Below are 17755 nucleotides of genomic sequence, written 5' to 3'. Positions count from 1 at the left end.
TAACACCAAGCCTTATCTTGCCGCTAAGGTTAATTTTAGATTAATGAGCGCAGCTCATCGTAAGTAAATATTCTGCCGCGATAGCCTAAGCCGGTATCAATATTGTAAACCGACACACCAATATTATTATCGGTATCAAAAACGAAGAAAGATTGTTCGGCACCAAAATAAACATTGTAATATTCGTTCCCGACATCAAATACCGATGATGTGAGTTCGCTGCGCTGGCCTGGGAAATGAAACTGATCCAGGCGCTGAACCGTCGAGGCGGTTAAATCTATGGCAAGAATGGTAGGTAAGGAATCCAGTGCGGCAGCGGTATAAGTAACCGGGTCCGATTCAATCGTCCGGACCAGTTCCTTGCCCTGTTCATCTGCGCAGGAGTTGTTATTGAACAGGGAGACAACGAACTTGTTTTCACCCCGCCACGCCTGGTACCGGCTGTTGTGTGTGACAAAGACGGCATGCTCGCCGTTGGGATAGCTGAAGTTATCCTCATCCACCACCTGCAGATTCAGGGCACTATTCAGCACAGGAAAAGCTGGGTTATCAATAATCCACTCCGGATCCCCGGAGGCACTATTAAGTCCCAGCACAGTACAACTGGAGCGGGAATTGATCATCAGTTGCCCGGTCTCTGCGACATATTCCAGACTATTGAAATGCACGTCGTTGGTGTCGGTATTATCCAGCACCGTGGCACCCATAAATTCCCGGGAATAATCACGTTGCCAGAGCAACGCCCCGCTGTTGATGTCGTATTTATAGAGGATGCACTCCAGTTTTTGCTCGTCACTCCAACCATCCAGCAGCGAGCCTAACACCCAGAGATTGCCTTGCCCGTCAGTAGTGATGTCGTGATGAAAACCGTAACCCGCTGGAGCAGAGTAGGTTTGCGTGACCTTACCGGCAAGGTTAAAGCGGTACAGTGTTGGCGCAAAAGCATGCTTGTCGGGATCCCAGGTTTCACTGGCTTCGGCTGACCAGAGCGAGTTTTCAATAATTTTTAGGTTGCCGTACATCCAGGGGAACAGGCCGGTAATACGCAGATCGCCATTGATGTCATAGCCATTCCACGCGCTGGTGACAAACCAACCCTGCCCTAAGGTATTCTCTGCCATCGTGCCGTCAGCAATATTGATTGCCAGCGACAGGGGCACTTCGCCATAGTCCTGTCCCTCTGTTGATATCGATATAAGGAGGGTTTCTACGGCATTGTCAGCGGTATAAAGATTCAACGTGACCGAATTTAAATAATTGGCATACAACCCCACCACGACAATCTCTGGATTAACGCTGTATTGATCGGTGCCGTAATGAAAACTGGTGTTCACCGTTTTACCCTTGACGGTGTAGTCAAAGCGTACCGCCTCGGTACTAGCAATAGAAATTAATGCGCACAGTTTGTTTTTATCGTAGGGATTCAGATTAACAGTATAGGTTGCGTTCATTTTTTCATTCCTTTGTTTAATAATGATTGGAAAATTACTTGGCCGTGCGAAAGCTAACTTATACTTCGGTTTAATATAATTTTGTGGCTGAGCCCGCAAAATAAAATCGTCGCCTTTAATTTACTAAATATATCTTCAAAACACTTCCCACCTCAATAATTAAGGTTAAATTATTGACCGTTTATATATTGAATCATCCAATAAGGGCATCCCGGCTTATTCACAAATCCATTGTATATATAAAAAGCTTATCGAATAGAAATTTAAATAATCGAAAGTAATACATCAGTAATTTTGCAAATAGAATCACAAAAAATCAAAATCAATCTTCTAATGACTAAATATGATTATTAAAGTGCATTTGCTGCCAAAAATGTTTGCCTTTATCACCACTAGTCGTTCCGTTATTAAATAAGAAGCAACAAAAAAGTGGATTTTATTAATCTGGAAGCGAATATCACGGAGGTTGACTGCATTATGTTTTCAGACTTCATTTCAGTAATACAATCTTTTTTAACTGAACCCGCTATTTTAATTGGGTTGCTGGTGGGGCTGGGTTATGCCCTCGACAGGAAATCGCCGATCAAAATTATTACCGGTATGGTTAGCGCCATGGTGGGATTAATGATGGTGCTCTTTGGCGGATTTCAGTTCTCAGCCACATTTAAACCCGTTGCCGATGCGGTCAGTAAATCTTATGGCATTCATGGCTATTTAATGGATTCCTATGCCATGAAAGCAGCAACCCAGATTGCACTCGGCGATAATTTCGGTTTTGTAGGTTATGTGTTTGTGCTGGCCTTTTTTACCAACCTGGTGCTGGTCTTACTTGGCCGCTACACAAAGGTGAAAGGCATTTTCCTCACCGGCAATACCGGGGTGTCTCACTCTCAGGCAGTGCTGTGGTTGATCGTCTTCTGGCTGGGCTTTGGCTGGGTGCCGTCGATTATTATCGCCGGGATTTTAACCGGCGTATTCTGGGCGTTTGCGACTACCCTGATAGCCAAACCGGTGGCGAAAATCACCAATAATGCCGGCTTTACCATAGCCCATAACCAGATGCTGGGGATCTGGTTTTTCTCGAAATTCGCCCACCTCTTTGGCGACGCCGAGAAGCAGGATGCCGAGAATATGAAGCTACCCGGCTGGCTGGCGATTTTTAACCATAACGTTACCTCCATCGCCATTGTCATGACCGTGTTCGTCGGCGGGTTCCTGTTGACGACCGGCATCGATAACGTTCAGGTCATGGCAAAAGGTAAGCCCTGGTATATCTACATTATTAATCTCGGCCTGCAGTTCTCCATGTATATGGTGATCCTGCTCCAGGGCGTTCGTATGATGGTCGGGGAAATTAACGCCTCGTTTAAAGGCTGGCAGGATCGTTTAATTCCCGACGCGATTCCCGCTGTCGATGTTGCAGCATTACTTCCCTTCTCCCCGAATGCCGCCACCCTTGGTTTTATTTTCTGTACCTTCGGCACGATTTTTTCGATGGGGATCCTGCTGCTTACCCATAGTCCGATTATGGTATTGCCCGGTTTTGTGCCGCTATTTTTTGCGGGCGGCCCGATCGGCGTATTAGCCAACCGGCTGGGCGGTTACCGCGCCGTTATTATTTGTACTTTCTTGCTGGGAATTATTCAAACCTTCGGCACCGTATGGGCAATTCCCTTAACTGGCCTCGCTGCGGAAGGGGTGGGCTGGACCGGTATTTTCGACTGGGCGACCTTATGGCCAGCGATTTGCGAAGTACTTAAGTTTATTGCCTTAACGTTCCATCTTGGGCCTTATGCGGGCTAACTCATCTCATTGTGAAAAGGATATCGTTATGAAAGACAAAATTAATATTCTGTTTGTTTGCGGCTACGGTGTCGGCAGCAGCGTGATGTTGCAGACGGTGGTAAAAAAAGCGTTAGCTAAATATGACATTGATTTCGCCATGGAGCACACCGCCGCCGGCGAAGTCGGTGGGTTCACCGAATGGGCCGATATCTATGCCATTTCGAAAAAACTGATTGATGTGGTAAGCCTCGATCCGCGGCACGGGCAGTATCTGATCCCCATCGAAAATATTATGGACGGAGAGACCATCGGGAAGCAGATCTACGCCGTGGTTGAAGAGCATTTCCCGCATCTGGTAAAGGCCCGTTAAGGAGCGACGATGAAAGCGATCATTCTGCTCTTCGACAGCCTGAATAAGCACTATCTGCCGCCTTACGGGGATATGATCACCCAGGCGCCAAATTTCCAGCGTCTGGCGGCCCGCTGCGCCACCTTCAACAACAGCTATGTTGGCAGTATGCCCTGCATGCCCGCACGTCGCGAGTTACATACTGGCCGGTATAATTTTTTGCACCGGGAATGGGGGCCGCTGGAGCCGTTCGACGACTCCATGCCGGAGCTACTGAAAAAAGCGGGCATCTATACCCACCTGATCAGCGACCACCTGCACTACTGGGAGGATGGCGGCGGCAACTACCATAACCGCTACAGCTCATGGGAAATTATCCGTGGCCAGGAGGGGGATCACTGGAAGGCCAGCGTCGCCGACCCGGCCATCCCGGAGGTGCTGCGCGTGCCCCAGAAACAAACCGGGGGCGGGGTCTCCGGGCTCTGGCGACACGACTGGGTCAACCGCGACTACATTCAGCAGGAGGCGGACTTCCCGCAAACCCAGGTCTTTAACGCCGGGTGCGAGTTTATCGACAAGAACCATCACCAGGATAGCTGGCTATTGCAGGTGGAAACCTTCGACCCCCACGAGCCGTTTTATACCACCGAGGCGTACCTCTCGTTATACCAGGATGCCTGGAACGGCCCGCACTACGACTGGCCCCGCGGCAAAGTGGAAGAGAGCCCGGAGGCGGTAGAGCATATTCGCTGCCGCTATCGCGCCCTGGTCTCCATGTGCGATCGCAACCTGGGGCGCATTCTGGACCTGATGGACCGCCACGATCTGTGGCGCGATACGATGCTCATCGTCGGCACCGATCACGGCTTTTTGCTCGGGGAGCATGGCTGGTGGGCGAAAAACCAGATGCCCTATTACAACGAAGTGGCGAATAACCCGCTATTTATCTGGGATCCGCGCAGCGGTCATCAGGGGGTGCAGCGAGATGCGCTGGTGCAGATGATTGACTGGGCGCCAACGCTGCTGGAGTTCTTCAACCAGCCCATTCCACCTGACGTTCAGGGCCGTCCGTTAGCCCGCATTCTTGAAGATGATACCCCGGTGCGTGACGCTGCGCTGTTTGGGGTCTTCAGCGGCCATGTCAACGTCACGGACGGGCGCTATGTCTATATGCGCGCCGCACTGCCTGGCCGTGAGAATGACATCGCCAACTACACCCTGATGCCCATCAAGATGAATACCCGCTTTACCCCGGATGAGCTGGAGGCGATCGCGCTGGCGCCCCCCTTCCGCTTTACCAAAGGGGTTAAAACGCTGCGTATTCCGGCTCAGGAAAAATACCCCGGGGTGAACCGCGTCGGTAATCTACTGTTCGATTTATACACCGACCCGCACCAGCAGTGCCCGATAGAAGATAAAGCCATCGAAGCGCGGATGATTGCCCTGCTGGTGCGTCTGCTACATGAGAGCGACGCCCCGGCAGAGCAGTTCACCAGGCTGGGGTTAGAGGTTTAACCTATCCCCCAGAACAGCACCGCCAGTAGCTGCGGTGTGATAATGCGCATAAACATCACCAGCGGATAGACCGTGGCGTAGGAGAGCGCCGCCGCCCCGCTGGTGGCGTGCAGGTTGTTGGCAAAGGCCAGCGCCGGGGGATCGGTCATCGAACCGGCCAGCATGCCGCAGAGGGTGAGGTAGTTCATCTTCGCCAGTAGCCGCGCCAGAATGCCCATCGTGATCAGCGGGACGGCGGTAATGAGGATGCCGTAACCAATCCAGCTGACGCCGTCACCGCGGGCGAGCGTCTCGACGAAATCCCCGCCAGATTTCAGCCCCACCACCGCCAGAAACAGCACGATCCCCAGCTCACGCAGGGCAAGGTTGGCGCTCGGAGGCATAAACCAGTAGAGCTTACCGACACAGCCGATACGACCGAGGATCAGCGCCATAATCAACGGCCCGCCTGCCAGCCCCAGCTTGAGCGCCACCGGGAACCCCGGTACATAGAGGGGGATAGAGCCGAGCAGGACGCCGAGTCCGATACCGATAAACACCGGTAGCATCTGCACCTGCTGCAGTTTTTGTTGTGCGTTGCCTACCATATTGGCGACGGCGTCAATGGAGGCCGGGCGCCCGACGAGGTTAAGGATGTCGCCAAACTGCAGGCTGGCGTCCGGGCTGGCCACCAGCTCGATCCCGGCGCGGTTCAGGCGAGAGATCACAACGTCGTAGCGCTCTTTTACCTGCAGTTCGCGGATTTTCTTGCCTAATACCTTCTCGTTGGTCACCACCACGCGCTCGACGCGCATATCGGTGCCGCGGGTAGAAAGAGAGGTATCGACCTCCTGGCCAATCACCAGTTGGGCGTTATGCAGGTCCGCCGGTTGCCCCACCAGATGCAGCAGGTCGCCTATCTGGATCACCGTGCCGGGCAGCGGCACCATCAGGGTTTCCTCACGCTTCAGGCGGGAGCAGATAATATTGGCGCTGTTAAGGATCGGCACATCCTGAATCGGCAGGTTGTTGAGGTTGGGGTTGTCGACGCGGATGTTGATGGTTTTAATCAGCGCCTGTCCGTTCGTAAGGGTAGATTCATGCTCCCGGGCTTCCTGTTCAACGTTAACGCGAAACAGGATACGCATCAGCCACATGGTGAGCAGGATGCCGCAGATGCCGAACGGGTAGGCCATGGCGTAGCTCATCCCCATCTGATCGACGATGTCGGGGGCGATGCCCAGATCGCGCAGGATTTGCTGCCCGGCACCCAGCGCGGGAGTATTGGTTACCGCCCCGGAGAAAATGCCCAACACCACCGGCAGCGGAATGGCGAAGAGTTTATGCAGCAGGGCGGTGACTAGCCCCCCCATCACCACAATCCCCATCGCAAAAAGATTAAGCCGCAGGCCAGAGACGCGCAGCGAGGCGAAAAAGCCGGGCCCGACCTGGATGCCGATAGTGTAAACGAAGAGGATCAGGCCAAATTCCTGAATGAAGTGCAGCATTTCCGCGCTGAGCGTAATGCCAAGCTGGTCGGCAAAATGGCCGACAAAAATCCCGCCAAAGAGCACGCCGCCAATGCCGAACCCGACGCCGCGGATTTTGACATTGCCTATCCACAGCCCGACCACCGCAACCACCGCCAGAATACTGACCGTTAACGCTATATCACTCATGACAGCATCCCTGTGAATAACAATATAATTAGCAGGGATTTTCGCAGAGCGCAGGCGGGTTGTATGGGCGATGGCGCACAAAAAAGCCCCGCCGGGGCGGGGCTTTGATTTTGCCCGGCGACGCTTCGCTTGCGCGAGCCTGCGGGTCTTGTAGGTCGGGTGAGCGTAGCGCCCCCCGACACAGTCTATTAACTGTTCAACGCCGGACGTTCACTGATGGCGATCCGCTGCGGAGCAATCGCTTCCGGCACGTTGCGGGTGATGTCGATATGCAGCAGCCCGTTGGTGAAGGTGGCGCCCGTCACCTCCATATGTTCAGCCAGGGTAAAGCTCAGGCTGAACGGCTGGGTCACCAGCCCCTGGTGCAGCCATTTGGTTTCGGTTGCTGGTTTTTCCGGGGTGCCTTTTACCGTCAGGCGTGTGCCTTCCAGCTGAATATCGAGGTTCTGCTGGCTGAAGCCGGCCACTGCGAGCGTAATGCGATAGTGGTTATCGTCGATCTTTTCGATGTTATACGGCGGGAAGGTCTGGCTTTCGGTGGTGCTTTGCAGCGCGGAGGCCAGTTTGTCAAAACCGATCCACTGACGCAGCAGCGGGGATAAATCGTAATTACGCATACTAAATCTCCTTCTGAGAAGCGAGTTCGGTACAATTTATTTTTGTACACACTTGTTCCTGCAAATCCTTATGGATTCACATATGCTCCCGATATCGGCAAGCATTTATATTTGGGCCGCGAAAGCGACCCGGACAATTAATTAATTTCGATACGGCGCGGTTTTTTCGCTTCCGGGATAACACGTTCCAGATCGATATAGAGCAGACCGTTAACCAGGTTCGCGCCATGAACGTGGATGTTCTCAGCTAACTGGAATTTACGTTCAAAGTTACGTTCTGCGATGCCCTGATAGAGGTAGGTACGTTCTTTCTGCTCGCCCGCATGAGCGCCTTTCACCACCAGCAGGTTATCCTGAGCGGTGATCTCCAGTTCGCTTTCAGCGAAACCGGCCACGGCAATCGCAATGCGATAATGGTTTTCGTCAACCAGTTCAACATTGTATGGAGGGTAGCCATTGCTCTGGCTTTGGTTGTTTTCTAAATGGTTGAACAGACGATCGAAGCCAATGGCTGAACGATAAAGCGGAGAAAGATCAAAGTTACGCATACAGTTAAAACTCCTGAAATCAGCAAGAATTGTCGCCTTCCACCATGGACAGGCAGGAGTATCCCAAACGCCCCTCAGGCACGTTTGTTCATCGATACATCCTTAAAATGGGTCCGTTTGCGATCTTTTCAAGCATGCCGTTGCGAGAATTTTTTGCACTTTACGGGTACTGGAATAGACTGGGTCTACAGCACGTAAGGTTAAAATGCGATAGGTGCCACAGAGCGGTACTTTTCAACTATTCATTTTGAGAATGGCCCGTTATAAACCCGGTAGCAGGTTTATGCCGTGCCATTGATGATGACTAACTGATGATGAAAAATGTTCTGATAAAACTGACGACGTTCAGCGCAGTGGTTGTGCTTTGCGGGTGTTCGAGCGTGATGTCTCACACCGGCGGTAAAGAAGGAACCTATCCCGGCACGCGAGCCAGCGCGACTATGCTGGCTGACGACGATACCCACTGGGGAACGAAATCGCTGGTGGTGCTCGATATGCCATTTACCGCGGTGGTCGATACCCTGCTGCTGCCGTGGGACCTCTTCCGCACCGATAAATCCGTTCGCTCCCGCGTGGAGCAAAGCGAGCAAGAGACCCTGGCGACCAACGCCGTGATCCCGCCCGCCGGGATGCCCTCTCGCTGATTAGCGTCCGGTCTCTGTCACCCACAGCTGCCGGAATCCGTCGATCTCCTCCATCCAGGCAATGGTGTGCCCATCCGGAGAGTAAATCACCGCATCACCCGACGGCGGATTGCCGTGATCGGACGTCAAAAACGTCACAGCACCAGACGCCGCATCACAGGTTGCAATGCGATCCTCCAGCACAAATCCCAGTGAATGGCCCGCCGGATGCCAGTTAAAGGCCGACTGAATATCGCTTGGGTTATGGGTAAGCTGACGGGGTTCACCCCCTTCAGGGGCGATCAGCCACAGCTGCACCACGCCGTTATCATCCCGCATCAGGAACGCGATTTGTGTCGCCTGGGGGTTGCTGCGCACCCAGTGGCGCGGCACGTTCACCAGCCCCGGATAGCGGTTGCCGTGAGTAAAGGTTAAACGGCGCTGCATGACCCCGGCAGGCGGGGCGGGCATGCGATCTGCCGTGCCCTGAAGCGGTAGATCGCCCGCCTGTTTCCAGCCCTGTTCCTCTTTCGGCAGGTCAACGATAAACAGCTCCGGCACCTTCTTGCCGCTGGCGGTAAGGGTATCGCCGATAAAAGCCAGTTGATGATTACCGACCCAGCCCTCTTCGTAGGCACGGTTGATCTCATCGCTGCCCGGCTGTGGCGCGGGGGTGGTACGGCTGACCAGCACGCTCCAGTGCGTACCGGCATACTCCCGCGGATGGTGGCCCGCAGGGGTCACCGGGCCATAAGGCGCGGCCACGCCCACGTTACGTAAATCCAGCGTCGGATCGAGCATGTGCAACACATGGTCGTTATAGGTAAAGCTGACGAACTGCCCGTCCGGGCTATACACATGAACATGACTGCCACCGCGCAGCGCGCCGGAGGTGAAAGGCGGGGTGATATCCATCGCATCAAGATTGCTCACCTGCCCGCGCTCTGCAACCACCCCCTGACGGTGATGGAAGTCGTACTGCCAGTGGGCGTCGGGATGTTGCGGGCCGTGGATAAAAACGTATTTATCAGCCGTCGGATGGACGGTGACAACCCCCACATGCGCACCGTTGCTGGCGCGATAGATCACCTCGACGTCGCCGGTTTTAACATTCACTCGTTCAATGGTTTCGCCGGTAAACGACGCCCCGGAAGGCCGGACGTCAAAAGCCAGCCACTGGCTGTCTGCGGTCCAGGTACGGGTATTGGTGAGCTGATGGTTGCGGGGAGCGAAAGTGATTTGTTTCATGAGGATACCCTGATGCGCGACAATTTTATTAATCATACTCAACAAGCACATCACTTTCAGTGCGTAGGTAACGCCGCCCTAAACGATGCGAACAACACGTAATGGCACATATTGCTCAGAAGGAAAGATGAGAGCAGGCGGCAAGTACGTCGAGCGTACTTGCCTGACAGGTCTTAATTCAGCACAAACTTCTCAATCGCGTAGGCCACGCCATCTTCGAGGTTAGATTTAGTGACGAAGTTAGCCACCTCTTTCACCGACGGGATCGCGTTCTCCATCGCCACGCCTAAGCCAGCATATTCCAGCATCGCAATGTCGTTTTCCTGATCGCCGAGCGTCATGATCTCTTCCGGCTTGATCCCCAGCGTTTCGGCCAGCGACTTCACGCCGGTGCCTTTATTGACGCGTTTATCGAGGATTTCGAGGAAGTACGGCGCACTTTTCAGCACGGTGTACTTCTCTTTTACCTCATCCGGAATGCGGGCGATGGCCTGGTCGAGAATGGCGGGCTCATCGATCATCATAACCTTCAGGAACTGGGTTTCGGGATCCATTTTTTCCGCTTCGCAGAACACCAGCGGGATGGTGGCGACGTAGGATTCATGTACCGTGTAGTAGCTGATGTCGCGGTTCGCGGTGTACAGCGTGGTGCGGTCGAGGGCGTGGAAGTGCGAGCCTACCTCGCGGGAGAGTTGTTCCAGATAGCGATAGTCTTCATAGCTCAGCGCCGTCTGCGCCACCGTGCTGCCATCGGCCGCTTTCTGCACCAGCGCACCGTTGTAGGTAATGCAGTAATCTCCTGGCTCGTTCATGTGCAGCTCTTTCAGGTAGTTATGCACCCCCGCATATGGGCGACCGGTGCAAAGCACCACGTTCACGCCCTTCTCCCGGGCTGCGGCAATCGCATTTTTAACGGCAGGAGAGATGGTGTGGTCTGGCAGCAGCAGTGTGCCGTCCATATCGATTGCAATGAGTTTGATAGCCATGAGATCCCCGGTTGGAATGAGTCTTTCCTCATGCTAGCGCGATTCCGCTCAAAAAACACGGTAAGAAAGGGGATGGGGTCTGGAGAGGAAATTCCTCTTTTGCATCTAAAGAAAAGCCCGGTGACGCTGACGCGTACCGGGCCTACGAAACCTGTAGCCCCGGTAAGCGCAGCGCCACCGGGGAACAAACGGCTTAGATGTCAATATTCGCCGCTTTCAGGGCGTTCTCTTCGATGAAGGCGCGACGGGGTTCAACCGCATCGCCCATCAGGGTAGTGAACAGCTGGTCGGCAGCAATCGCGTCCTTAACGGTAACCCGCAGCATGCGGCGGCTTTCCGGATCCATGGTCGTTTCCCACAGCTGATCCGGGTTCATTTCGCCCAGACCTTTATAGCGCTGAATGGAGAGGCCACGACGGGACTCTTTCACCAGCCACTCCAGCGCCTGCTCGAAGCTGGCAACCGGCTGACGGCGTTCGCCACGTTCGATGAACGCATCGTCTTCAATCAGGCCACGCAGCTTCTCGCCGAGGGTGCAGATACGACGGTATTCCGCGCCGGTCACGAACTCATGCTCCAGCGGATAGTCAGTATCCACGCCGTGGGTACGCACGCGGATCACCGGCTCGAACTGGTGGGCGGCGTTCTGCTGAATATCGAACTTCCACTGGCTGCCGTGCTGCTCGTTCTCGTTCAGCTCGCTGACCAGGGTATTTACCCAGCGGGTCACCGCCTGCTCGTTATCGAGATCGGCTTCGTTCAGGGTCGGCTGGTAAACCAGCGCCTTCAGCAGCGCTTTTGGATAACGGCGCTCCATGCGGCCAATCATCTTCTGGGTGGCGTTGTACTCGGAGACCAGACGCTCCAGCGGCTCGCCCGCCAGCGCCGGGGCGCTTGAGTTGGCGTGCAGGGTGGCGCCATCAAGAGCAATAGCGATCTGGTACTGATCCATCGCCTCGTCATCTTTGATGTACTGCTCCTGCTTGCCTTTTTTCACCTTGTAGAGCGGCGGCTGGGCAATGTAGACGTGGCCACGCTCAACGATCTCCGGCATCTGACGGTAGAAGAAGGTCAGCAGCAGGGTACGAATGTGCGAGCCGTCGACGTCCGCATCGGTCATGATGATGATGCTGTGATAGCGCAGCTTGTCCGGGTTGTACTCGTCGCGGCCAATACCGCAGCCCAGGGCGGTGATCAGGGTTGCTACTTCCTGAGAGGAGAGCATCTTGTCGAAGCGCGCTTTCTCAACGTTGAGGATTTTACCCTTCAGCGGCAGGATCGCCTGGTTCTTACGGTTACGGCCCTGCTTCGCAGAACCGCCCGCAGAGTCCCCTTCCACGAGGTACAGTTCGGACAGCGCCGGGTCGCGTTCCTGGCAGTCCGCCAGTTTGCCCGGCAGGCCTGCTAAGTCCAGCGCGCCTTTACGACGGGTCATTTCACGGGCTTTACGCGCCGCTTCACGGGCACGCGCCGCATCGATAATTTTACCGACGACGATTTTGGCGTCGGACGGGTTTTCCTGCAGGTAGTCGCTCAGCAGCTCGTTCATCTGCTGTTCAACCGCCGATTTCACCTCAGAGGAGACCAGCTTGTCTTTGGTCTGGGAGGAGAACTTCGGATCCGGTACCTTCACGGAGACAACGGCGATCAGGCCTTCACGGGCATCGTCACCGGTGGCGCTGACTTTCGCTTTTTTGCTGTAGCCTTCTTTGTCCATGTAGGCGTTCAGGGTACGGGTCATCGCCGTACGGAAGCCGACCAGGTGCGTACCGCCGTCGCGCTGCGGAATGTTATTGGTGAAGCAGTAGATGTTTTCCTGGAAACCGTCGTTCCACTGCAGCGCCACTTCCACGCCGATACCATCTTTTTCGGTGGAGAAATAGAAGATATTTGGGTGAATTGGCGTTTTGTTCTTGTTCAGATACTCAACGAACGCCTTGATACCACCTTCGTAATGGAAGTGGTCTTCTTTGCCGTCGCGCTTGTCGCGCAGGCGAATCGAGACGCCGGAGTTCAGGAATGACAGCTCGCGCAGACGCTTCGCCAGGATGTCATATTCGAACTCGGTCACGTTGGAGAAGGTTTCGAGGCTCGGCCAGAAACGGACCGTGGTACCGGTTTTCTCCGTCTCGCCCGTTACCGCCAGCGGTGCCTGCGGCACGCCGTGGGTATAGACCTGACGGTGAATTTTACCTTCGCGGTTGATCACCAGCTCCAGCTTCTGCGACAGGGCGTTAACGACAGAGACGCCCACGCCGTGCAGACCGCCGGACACTTTATAGGAGTTATCATCGAACTTACCGCCCGCGTGCAGAACGGTCATGATCACTTCCGCCGCAGAGACGCCCTCTTCCGGGTGGATGCCGGTCGGAATGCCACGGCCATCATCCTGTACGGAAACAGAGTTATCGGCGTGGATGGTGACGATAATGTCTTTACAGTGACCCGCGAGCGCTTCGTCGATAGCGTTATCTACCACCTCGAATACCATGTGGTGCAGACCGGTGCCGTCATCCGTATCGCCGATATACATACCCGGGCGCTTACGCACCGCATCCAGCCCTTTCAGGACTTTGATACTGGAGGAGTCATAAGAATTCGACATCAACGTTTCTCGCTCATTTATTCTTGGGTTAATCCGTTATTTTACCCTTTTCCACGTTAAACATCTTCGAATTTTCGTCCGACATGTCTATTACGTGTTCAGCGCTAATCGCACTGACGAAAACCTGGGACTGTGTGGCTTTTAAGCGGCTGGCAAGCAGCCCGCGCCGCGCGTCGTCAAGTTCCGAGGCAAAATCATCAATCAGATACAGACAGCGTCGCCCGCTCTCACGGGTTAGGTACTCGCCCTGCGCCAGGCGCAGGGCGCACATCAGAAGTTTAAGCTGCCCGCGTGATAAGGTGTCTTCCACCGGCGCGCCATCGGCACGAATGCGGAAATCCGCCTTGTGCGGGCCATGCGCGGTGTAGGTCAGCATGCGATCGCGCTCGAAGCTTCGCTCCAGCACCTCGGCATAATCTGTCTCTTTCTCCCAGCCGCGCTGGAAGGAGAAGCTCAGGGAGAACTCGGGTAAAAACTGCTGGCAGGTGTCCGCCATGTCTTCCGCGATCCCGGCGCTGTACTCCGCACGCCAGCGGCTAATCTGCTCCGCCAGCGGGATCAGCTCTTTATCCCACGCCCGCAGTTGGGCGTAGCGGGTCACCTGGCGCAGCGCGGCATTGCGCTGTTTCAGCAGCCGCTTGAGGTTGCTCCAGGCGTTAAAGAAACCGGCTTCGTTGTGAAAGCATCCCCAGTCGAGGAAGGCTCTTCTGTATTTGGGGCCGCCGTTGAGTAAAGTAAACCCCTCGGGGGTGATTAGCTGCATGGGCATCAGCAGCGCCAGCTCGGCCACTTTGTGCCCGTCGGTGCCGTCGATGCGTACCTTGCTGTCACCGTGCTTGTCTTTGGTCAGGCCGATGGCGGTCTCGTGCTCTTCGCCCCGTAAACGGCCATGAAGCACAAACGCGTCCTGCTCGTGGCGAATGACGCGGCCAATCTGCAAACTGCGAAACGCCCGGCCATGGCCGAGCGTATAGATGGCTTCCAGCACGCTGGTTTTGCCGCTGCCGTTGGCGCCAACCAGGAAGTTAAAGCCGGGGGATAAAGCAAGATCCGCGCTTTCGATATTGCGAAAGTCGCGGATCAACAGGCGGGTGAGCGACATTACAGTCTCATTGGCATGACAACATAAGCCGCACTCTGGCTGGCAGCATCTTCAATTTGTACGCTCGACACGGAGTCGGTCAGCAGAATACGCACGTTCTCGCACTTCAGCGCGTTCAGCACATCCAGCACGTAACTGACGTTAAAGCCGATTTCCATCTCGGTGCCTGCGGCATAGGTGACATCCAGAATCTCTTCGGCCTCTTCCTGTTCCGGGTTGTTGGCCGTGATCTTCAGCTGGTTTTCGCTCACATACAGACGCACGCCGCGGAACTTCTCGTTGGAGAGGATTGCCGCGCGGGCAAAGGCCTGCTTGAGGATATCGCAGCCCGCTTCCAGCGTTTTGTCCGGGTTCTTCGGCAATACGCGGCGATAGTCCGGGAAACGGCCATCTACCAGCTTGGAGGTAAAGATGAAGTCGCCCACGTGAGCGCGGATATTGTTGCTGCCAATCTGCACGCGCAGCGGGGTTTCACCGCCGTCGAGCATACGCATCAGTTCAATCACGCCTTTACGCGGTACGATCACCGAATGGTTCGGCAGCGTCACGCCAACCGGCATGGAGCAGACCGCCAGGCGGTGACCGTCGGTGGCAACGGTACGCAGCTCTTCCCCTTCGGTTTCGAACAGCATACCGTTTAAGTAGTAGCGAACGTCCTGATGCGCCATAGAGAACTGGGTGGCTTCAATCAGGCGTTTCATGGTGGCCTGTGGCAGGGTGAATTCGACTTCACTTTGCCAGTCGTCCAGGTTCGGGAAGTCAGCAGCAGGCAGCGTAGAGAGCGAGAAACGGCTGCGGCCAGAGCGCACCAGCATACGGTCGCCTTCCAGCTGCACGGCAATCTCTGCCCCTTCAGGCAGTCCGCGGCAGATATCAAAGAACTTACGCGCCGGAACGGTGGTTGCGCCCGCTTCGTGAGGCTGAGAAAGCGTCACACGTGCGACCATTTCCATCTCGAGATCGGTCCCGGTCAGCGACAGCGTGCCGTCTGCCACCTGCAGCAGCAGGTTACCAAGAATAGGCAGCGTCGGGCGGCCGCCTAAGGGGCCACTCACCTGTTGCAGCGGTTTTAATAAATGTTCACGTTCAACGGTAAATTTCATAGCATCACGATGATAATGTTCTGATTAAATTGGAGAAGTCTTCTTTTATGTCGTGGCTTTCTTCACGCAGCTGCTCGATCTTACGGCAGGCGTGCAGCACGGTGGTATGGTCACGGCCACCAAACGCATCGCCGATCTCCGGCAGACTGTGGTTGGTTAACTCCTTTGCCAGCGCCATCGCCATCTGACGCGGTCTCGCCACCGAGCGGGAACGACGTTTAGACAGCAAATCTGCCACTTTAATTTTGTAGTACTCCGCCACCGTCTTCTGAATATTGTCGATGGTGACCAGTTTTTCCTGCAGCGCCAGCAGATCGCGCAGCGCCTCACGCACGAAATCGATGGTGATCGCCCGTCCGGTAAAGTTGGCGTTAGCAATAACGCGGTTCAGTGCGCCCTCAAGCTCACGAACGTTGGAACGCAGACGCTTGGCGATAAAGAACGCCACCTCACCCGGCAGACGAATGTCGTTCTCGTCGGCCTTTTTCATCAGGATCGCCACGCGGGTTTCCAGCTCCGGTGGCTCGATCGCCACGGTCAGGCCCCAGCCGAAGCGCGATTTCAGACGATCTTCAACCCCGTTGATCTCTTTTGGATAGCGATCCGAGGTCAAAATGATCTGCTGATTGCCTTCCAGCAGCGCATTGAAGGTGTGGAAAAACTCTTCCTGGGATCGTTCTTTATTGGCAAAGAACTGGATGTCATCGATCAGCAGCGCATCAACGGAACGGTAATAGCGTTTAAACTCTTCGATCGCATTGTTTTGCAGGGCTTTTACCATATCCTGAACGAAGCGCTCGGAGTGCATATACACCACTTTGGCATTGGGCTTACGCGCCATAATGCCATTGCCTACCGCATGCAGCAGGTGCGTTTTACCCAGACCGGTACCGCCATAAAGGAACAGCGGGTTATAGGCGCCGCCCGGGTTATCCGCCACCTGGCGCGCCGCCGCGCGGGCCAGCTGGTTCGATTTACCTTCGACGAAGTTATCAAAGGTGTGTTTGACGTTAACGTTAGAGCGGTAGGTTGGCTCTGCCGGTGCCGGGACGTTATCCCAACCCGCACGCGGCGCAGGCGCGACGCGCGGCATCTGAACCTGCGCGGTCTGCGCGGGCGCAGCGGCGACGTTAACGGTCTCTTTGAGGGTTTGGGTGACCGGTTTAGTGCCCACTTCAAAACGCAGCTGTGGGGCATCGGCACCGCAAAATTCGTTTAGCAGTCCGTTGATGTTATTGAGGTATTTGTCCCTGACCCAATCGAGCACAAAACGGTTTGGCGCATACAAAGCCAGCGTGTTATCGCTCAGTTCCGCCTGCAACGGGCGGATCCACATACTGAATTCTGTGGCTGGTAACTCATCCTGCAATCGGGCAAGACACTGCTGCCAAAGCGAAAGTGACACGGCGGACTCCACTCGAACAAAAAAGAAAGCTATTGAATAGTCATGATTGTAGACACACGTCGAAAGAACCCGGCGTTTAGGGGGACGTGCGAACCGCTGTCTGCGGTTTTTTTTACCTGCTCTGGATCCTGGGATCGCGATCAGGACCGCGGATCATAGCCTAAACTGAGCCAGAGATCTTCTGTTTCTCACAGTTTCTTCCCGATTTATCCACAGGAGGATCGAAACGGGGTAAGTGTAAACGATCCTGGCGAAGCGACCCCGCGATTTAGGCCGCATATTGGAAAAATTAATGAGTAGCGACAAATTTTTGCTTAAATGATCTAACGAAGATCCTGGACGATCCTTGCGATTTGCCCGGGAGCCCGTATAATTCCCCACCCGGCGCGTGGGACTCGATTTCCTGCGTCTGACGCTGCTCAATTTGCACGCTAAAAACGTGCGGAAAGACGCGGGAAATAAGGAAAGAGAATTGACTCCGGAGTGTACAATTATTACAATCCGGCCTCTTTAATCACCCATGGCTTCGGCGTCCATCGTTCGTTATTCGTTCGGACTCCACAAAAAGTCATTGAATTTATTCAAGTTTAGGTAGAAATCGCCATGAAACGCACTTTTCAACCGTCTGTACTGAAGCGCAACCGTTCTCACGGCTTCCGTGCTCGTATGGCTACTAAAAATGGTCGTCAGGTTCTGGCACGTCGTCGTGCTAAAGGCCGTTCACGTCTGACCGTTTCCAAGTAATTAAGCTAACCCCTGA

The 17755-nt window shown here is 54.7% G+C and carries 15 protein-coding genes, 1 pseudogene and 1 other annotated feature; of the genes and pseudogenes, 6 read left to right on the top strand and 10 right to left on the bottom strand.

Features of this window, described 5'->3' with window-relative positions:
* Positions 1 to 35: 35 nt before the first annotated feature.
* Positions 36 to 1451, bottom strand: a complete 1416-nt coding sequence (locus tag ACOKCT_RS18110) for an aryl-sulfate sulfotransferase (RefSeq protein WP_325941850.1) — start codon at positions 1449 to 1451, stop codon at positions 36 to 38.
* Between the two features lie 477 nt (positions 1452 to 1928).
* On the opposite strand from ACOKCT_RS18110, the gene ACOKCT_RS18105 reads away from it, so the two are divergent.
* Genes ACOKCT_RS18105 through ACOKCT_RS18095 form a run of 3 tightly spaced genes read left to right on the top strand, consistent with a single transcriptional unit; the run spans position 1929 to position 5100 of the window.
* The gene (locus ACOKCT_RS18105; protein WP_103181006.1) at positions 1929 to 3254 is read left to right on the top strand and encodes a PTS sugar transporter subunit IIC; all 1326 of its coding nucleotides are present in this window, start codon (positions 1929 to 1931) and stop codon (positions 3252 to 3254) included.
* A gap of 28 nt (positions 3255 to 3282) precedes the next feature.
* Positions 3283 to 3606 carry a PTS sugar transporter subunit IIB gene (locus ACOKCT_RS18100; protein WP_103177643.1) on the top strand — a complete coding sequence of 108 codons (324 nt, stop codon included), beginning with the start codon at positions 3283 to 3285 and terminating at the stop codon, positions 3604 to 3606.
* A gap of 9 nt (positions 3607 to 3615) precedes the next feature.
* On the top strand, positions 3616 to 5100 hold the full coding sequence (locus tag ACOKCT_RS18095; RefSeq protein WP_420193748.1) for a sulfatase: 1485 nt from the start codon (positions 3616 to 3618) through the stop codon (positions 5098 to 5100).
* Here the strand turns inward: ACOKCT_RS18095 and ACOKCT_RS18090 are convergent.
* The 3 genes from ACOKCT_RS18090 to ibpA all read right to left on the bottom strand — a co-directional run bounded on the left by ACOKCT_RS18090 (position 5097) and on the right by ibpA (position 7923).
* Positions 5097 to 6758, bottom strand: coding sequence for a putative transporter (locus ACOKCT_RS18090; protein ID WP_420193747.1), 1662 nt, complete (start codon positions 6756 to 6758; stop codon positions 5097 to 5099). The two genes, ACOKCT_RS18095 and ACOKCT_RS18090, sit on opposite strands and share 4 nt — an antisense overlap.
* Positions 6759 to 6946: 188 nt before the next feature.
* Positions 6947 to 7375: a small heat shock chaperone IbpB gene (ibpB, locus tag ACOKCT_RS18085; RefSeq protein WP_420193746.1), complete on the bottom strand. Its 429-nt coding sequence runs from the start codon at positions 7373 to 7375 to the stop codon at positions 6947 to 6949.
* 137 nt (positions 7376 to 7512) lie between these two features.
* Complete coding sequence (ibpA, locus tag ACOKCT_RS18080; RefSeq protein ID WP_032615564.1) at positions 7513 to 7923, bottom strand: small heat shock chaperone IbpA; 411 nt, start codon at positions 7921 to 7923, stop codon at positions 7513 to 7515.
* Positions 7917 to 7990: a sequence feature (ROSE (Repression Of Heat Shock gene Expression) occurs in the 5'-region of heat shock genes and acts as an RNA thermometer to modulate expression.), on the bottom strand. It overlaps the preceding gene by 7 nt.
* Positions 7991 to 8234: 244 nt before the next feature.
* Between ibpA and ACOKCT_RS18075 the strand changes: the two genes are divergently transcribed.
* The gene (locus ACOKCT_RS18075) at positions 8235 to 8567 is read left to right on the top strand and encodes a YceK/YidQ family lipoprotein (RefSeq protein WP_103177639.1); all 333 of its coding nucleotides are present in this window, start codon (positions 8235 to 8237) and stop codon (positions 8565 to 8567) included.
* Here the strand turns inward: ACOKCT_RS18075 and ACOKCT_RS18070 are convergent, their stop codons facing one another.
* From ACOKCT_RS18070 to dnaA, 6 genes are all read right to left on the bottom strand, one after another.
* On the bottom strand, positions 8568 to 9794 hold the full coding sequence (locus ACOKCT_RS18070; protein WP_420193745.1) for a DUF3748 domain-containing protein: 1227 nt from the start codon (positions 9792 to 9794) through the stop codon (positions 8568 to 8570).
* 173 nt (positions 9795 to 9967) lie between these two features.
* Positions 9968 to 10780, bottom strand: a complete 813-nt coding sequence (yidA, locus tag ACOKCT_RS18065) for a sugar-phosphatase (RefSeq protein WP_156653641.1) — start codon at positions 10778 to 10780, stop codon at positions 9968 to 9970.
* A 193-nt stretch (positions 10781 to 10973) separates the two neighbouring features.
* Positions 10974 to 13385 (bottom strand): DNA topoisomerase (ATP-hydrolyzing) subunit B, encoded by a 2412-nt coding sequence (gene gyrB / locus ACOKCT_RS18060; protein WP_420193744.1) that lies wholly within the window; start codon positions 13383 to 13385, stop codon positions 10974 to 10976.
* Positions 13386 to 13413: 28 nt separating this feature from the next.
* Positions 13414 to 14487, bottom strand: a complete 1074-nt coding sequence (gene recF, locus ACOKCT_RS18055) for a DNA replication/repair protein RecF (protein WP_159340382.1) — start codon at positions 14485 to 14487, stop codon at positions 13414 to 13416.
* Entirely contained in the window at positions 14487 to 15590 is a 1104-nt protein-coding gene (gene dnaN, locus ACOKCT_RS18050) for a DNA polymerase III subunit beta (protein ID WP_103177630.1), read from the bottom strand. Before dnaN ends, recF begins: the two co-directional genes overlap by 1 nt.
* A gap of 4 nt (positions 15591 to 15594) precedes the next feature.
* A complete protein-coding gene (gene dnaA / locus ACOKCT_RS18045; protein WP_103177629.1) occupies positions 15595 to 16995 on the bottom strand; it encodes a chromosomal replication initiator protein DnaA in 1401 nt (466 codons plus the stop codon).
* Between the two features lie 322 nt (positions 16996 to 17317).
* Between dnaA and ACOKCT_RS18040 the strand changes: the two are divergent.
* Together ACOKCT_RS18040 and rpmH are read left to right on the top strand one after the other, a co-directional pair.
* A pseudogene (locus ACOKCT_RS18040) lies at positions 17318 to 17368 on the top strand (hypothetical protein); the annotation flags it as partial.
* A gap of 230 nt (positions 17369 to 17598) precedes the next feature.
* A complete protein-coding gene (rpmH, locus tag ACOKCT_RS18035; protein WP_003849659.1) occupies positions 17599 to 17739 on the top strand; it encodes a 50S ribosomal protein L34 in 141 nt (46 codons plus the stop codon).
* Positions 17740 to 17755 lie beyond the last annotated feature (16 nt).

This window comes from Leclercia sp. M-A074-M (genome assembly GCF_965195605.1).
Classification (GTDB): domain Bacteria; phylum Pseudomonadota; class Gammaproteobacteria; order Enterobacterales; family Enterobacteriaceae; genus Enterobacter.
The sequence above is the reverse complement of the archived record's forward strand: the minus strand, read 5'-3'. Positions and strand labels throughout refer to the sequence as shown.

Bases quoted from the DNA above. Each gene is read 5' to 3' on its own strand.
- ACOKCT_RS18110 (WP_325941850.1), bottom strand. From the start codon at position 1,451: ATGAACGCAACCTATACTGTTAATCTGAATCCCTACGATAAAAACAAA.
- ACOKCT_RS18105 (WP_103181006.1), top strand. From the start codon at position 1,929: ATGTTTTCAGACTTCATTTCAGTAATACAATCTTTTTTAACTGAACCC.
- ACOKCT_RS18100 (WP_103177643.1), top strand. From the start codon at position 3,283: ATGAAAGACAAAATTAATATTCTGTTTGTTTGCGGCTACGGTGTCGGC.
- ACOKCT_RS18095 (WP_420193748.1), top strand. From the start codon at position 3,616: ATGAAAGCGATCATTCTGCTCTTCGACAGCCTGAATAAGCACTATCTG.
- ACOKCT_RS18090 (WP_420193747.1), bottom strand. From the start codon at position 6,758: ATGAGTGATATAGCGTTAACGGTCAGTATTCTGGCGGTGGTTGCGGTG.
- ibpB (WP_420193746.1), bottom strand. From the start codon at position 7,375: ATGCGTAATTACGATTTATCCCCGCTGCTGCGTCAGTGGATCGGTTTT.
- ibpA (WP_032615564.1), bottom strand. From the start codon at position 7,923: ATGCGTAACTTTGATCTTTCTCCGCTTTATCGTTCAGCCATTGGCTTC.
- ACOKCT_RS18075 (WP_103177639.1), top strand. From the start codon at position 8,235: ATGATGAAAAATGTTCTGATAAAACTGACGACGTTCAGCGCAGTGGTT.
- ACOKCT_RS18070 (WP_420193745.1), bottom strand. From the start codon at position 9,794: ATGAAACAAATCACTTTCGCTCCCCGCAACCATCAGCTCACCAATACC.
- yidA (WP_156653641.1), bottom strand. From the start codon at position 10,780: ATGGCTATCAAACTCATTGCAATCGATATGGACGGCACACTGCTGCTG.
- gyrB (WP_420193744.1), bottom strand. From the start codon at position 13,385: ATGTCGAATTCTTATGACTCCTCCAGTATCAAAGTCCTGAAAGGGCTG.
- recF (WP_159340382.1), bottom strand. From the start codon at position 14,487: ATGTCGCTCACCCGCCTGTTGATCCGCGACTTTCGCAATATCGAAAGC.
- dnaN (WP_103177630.1), bottom strand. From the start codon at position 15,590: ATGAAATTTACCGTTGAACGTGAACATTTATTAAAACCGCTGCAACAG.
- rpmH (WP_003849659.1), top strand. From the start codon at position 17,599: ATGAAACGCACTTTTCAACCGTCTGTACTGAAGCGCAACCGTTCTCAC.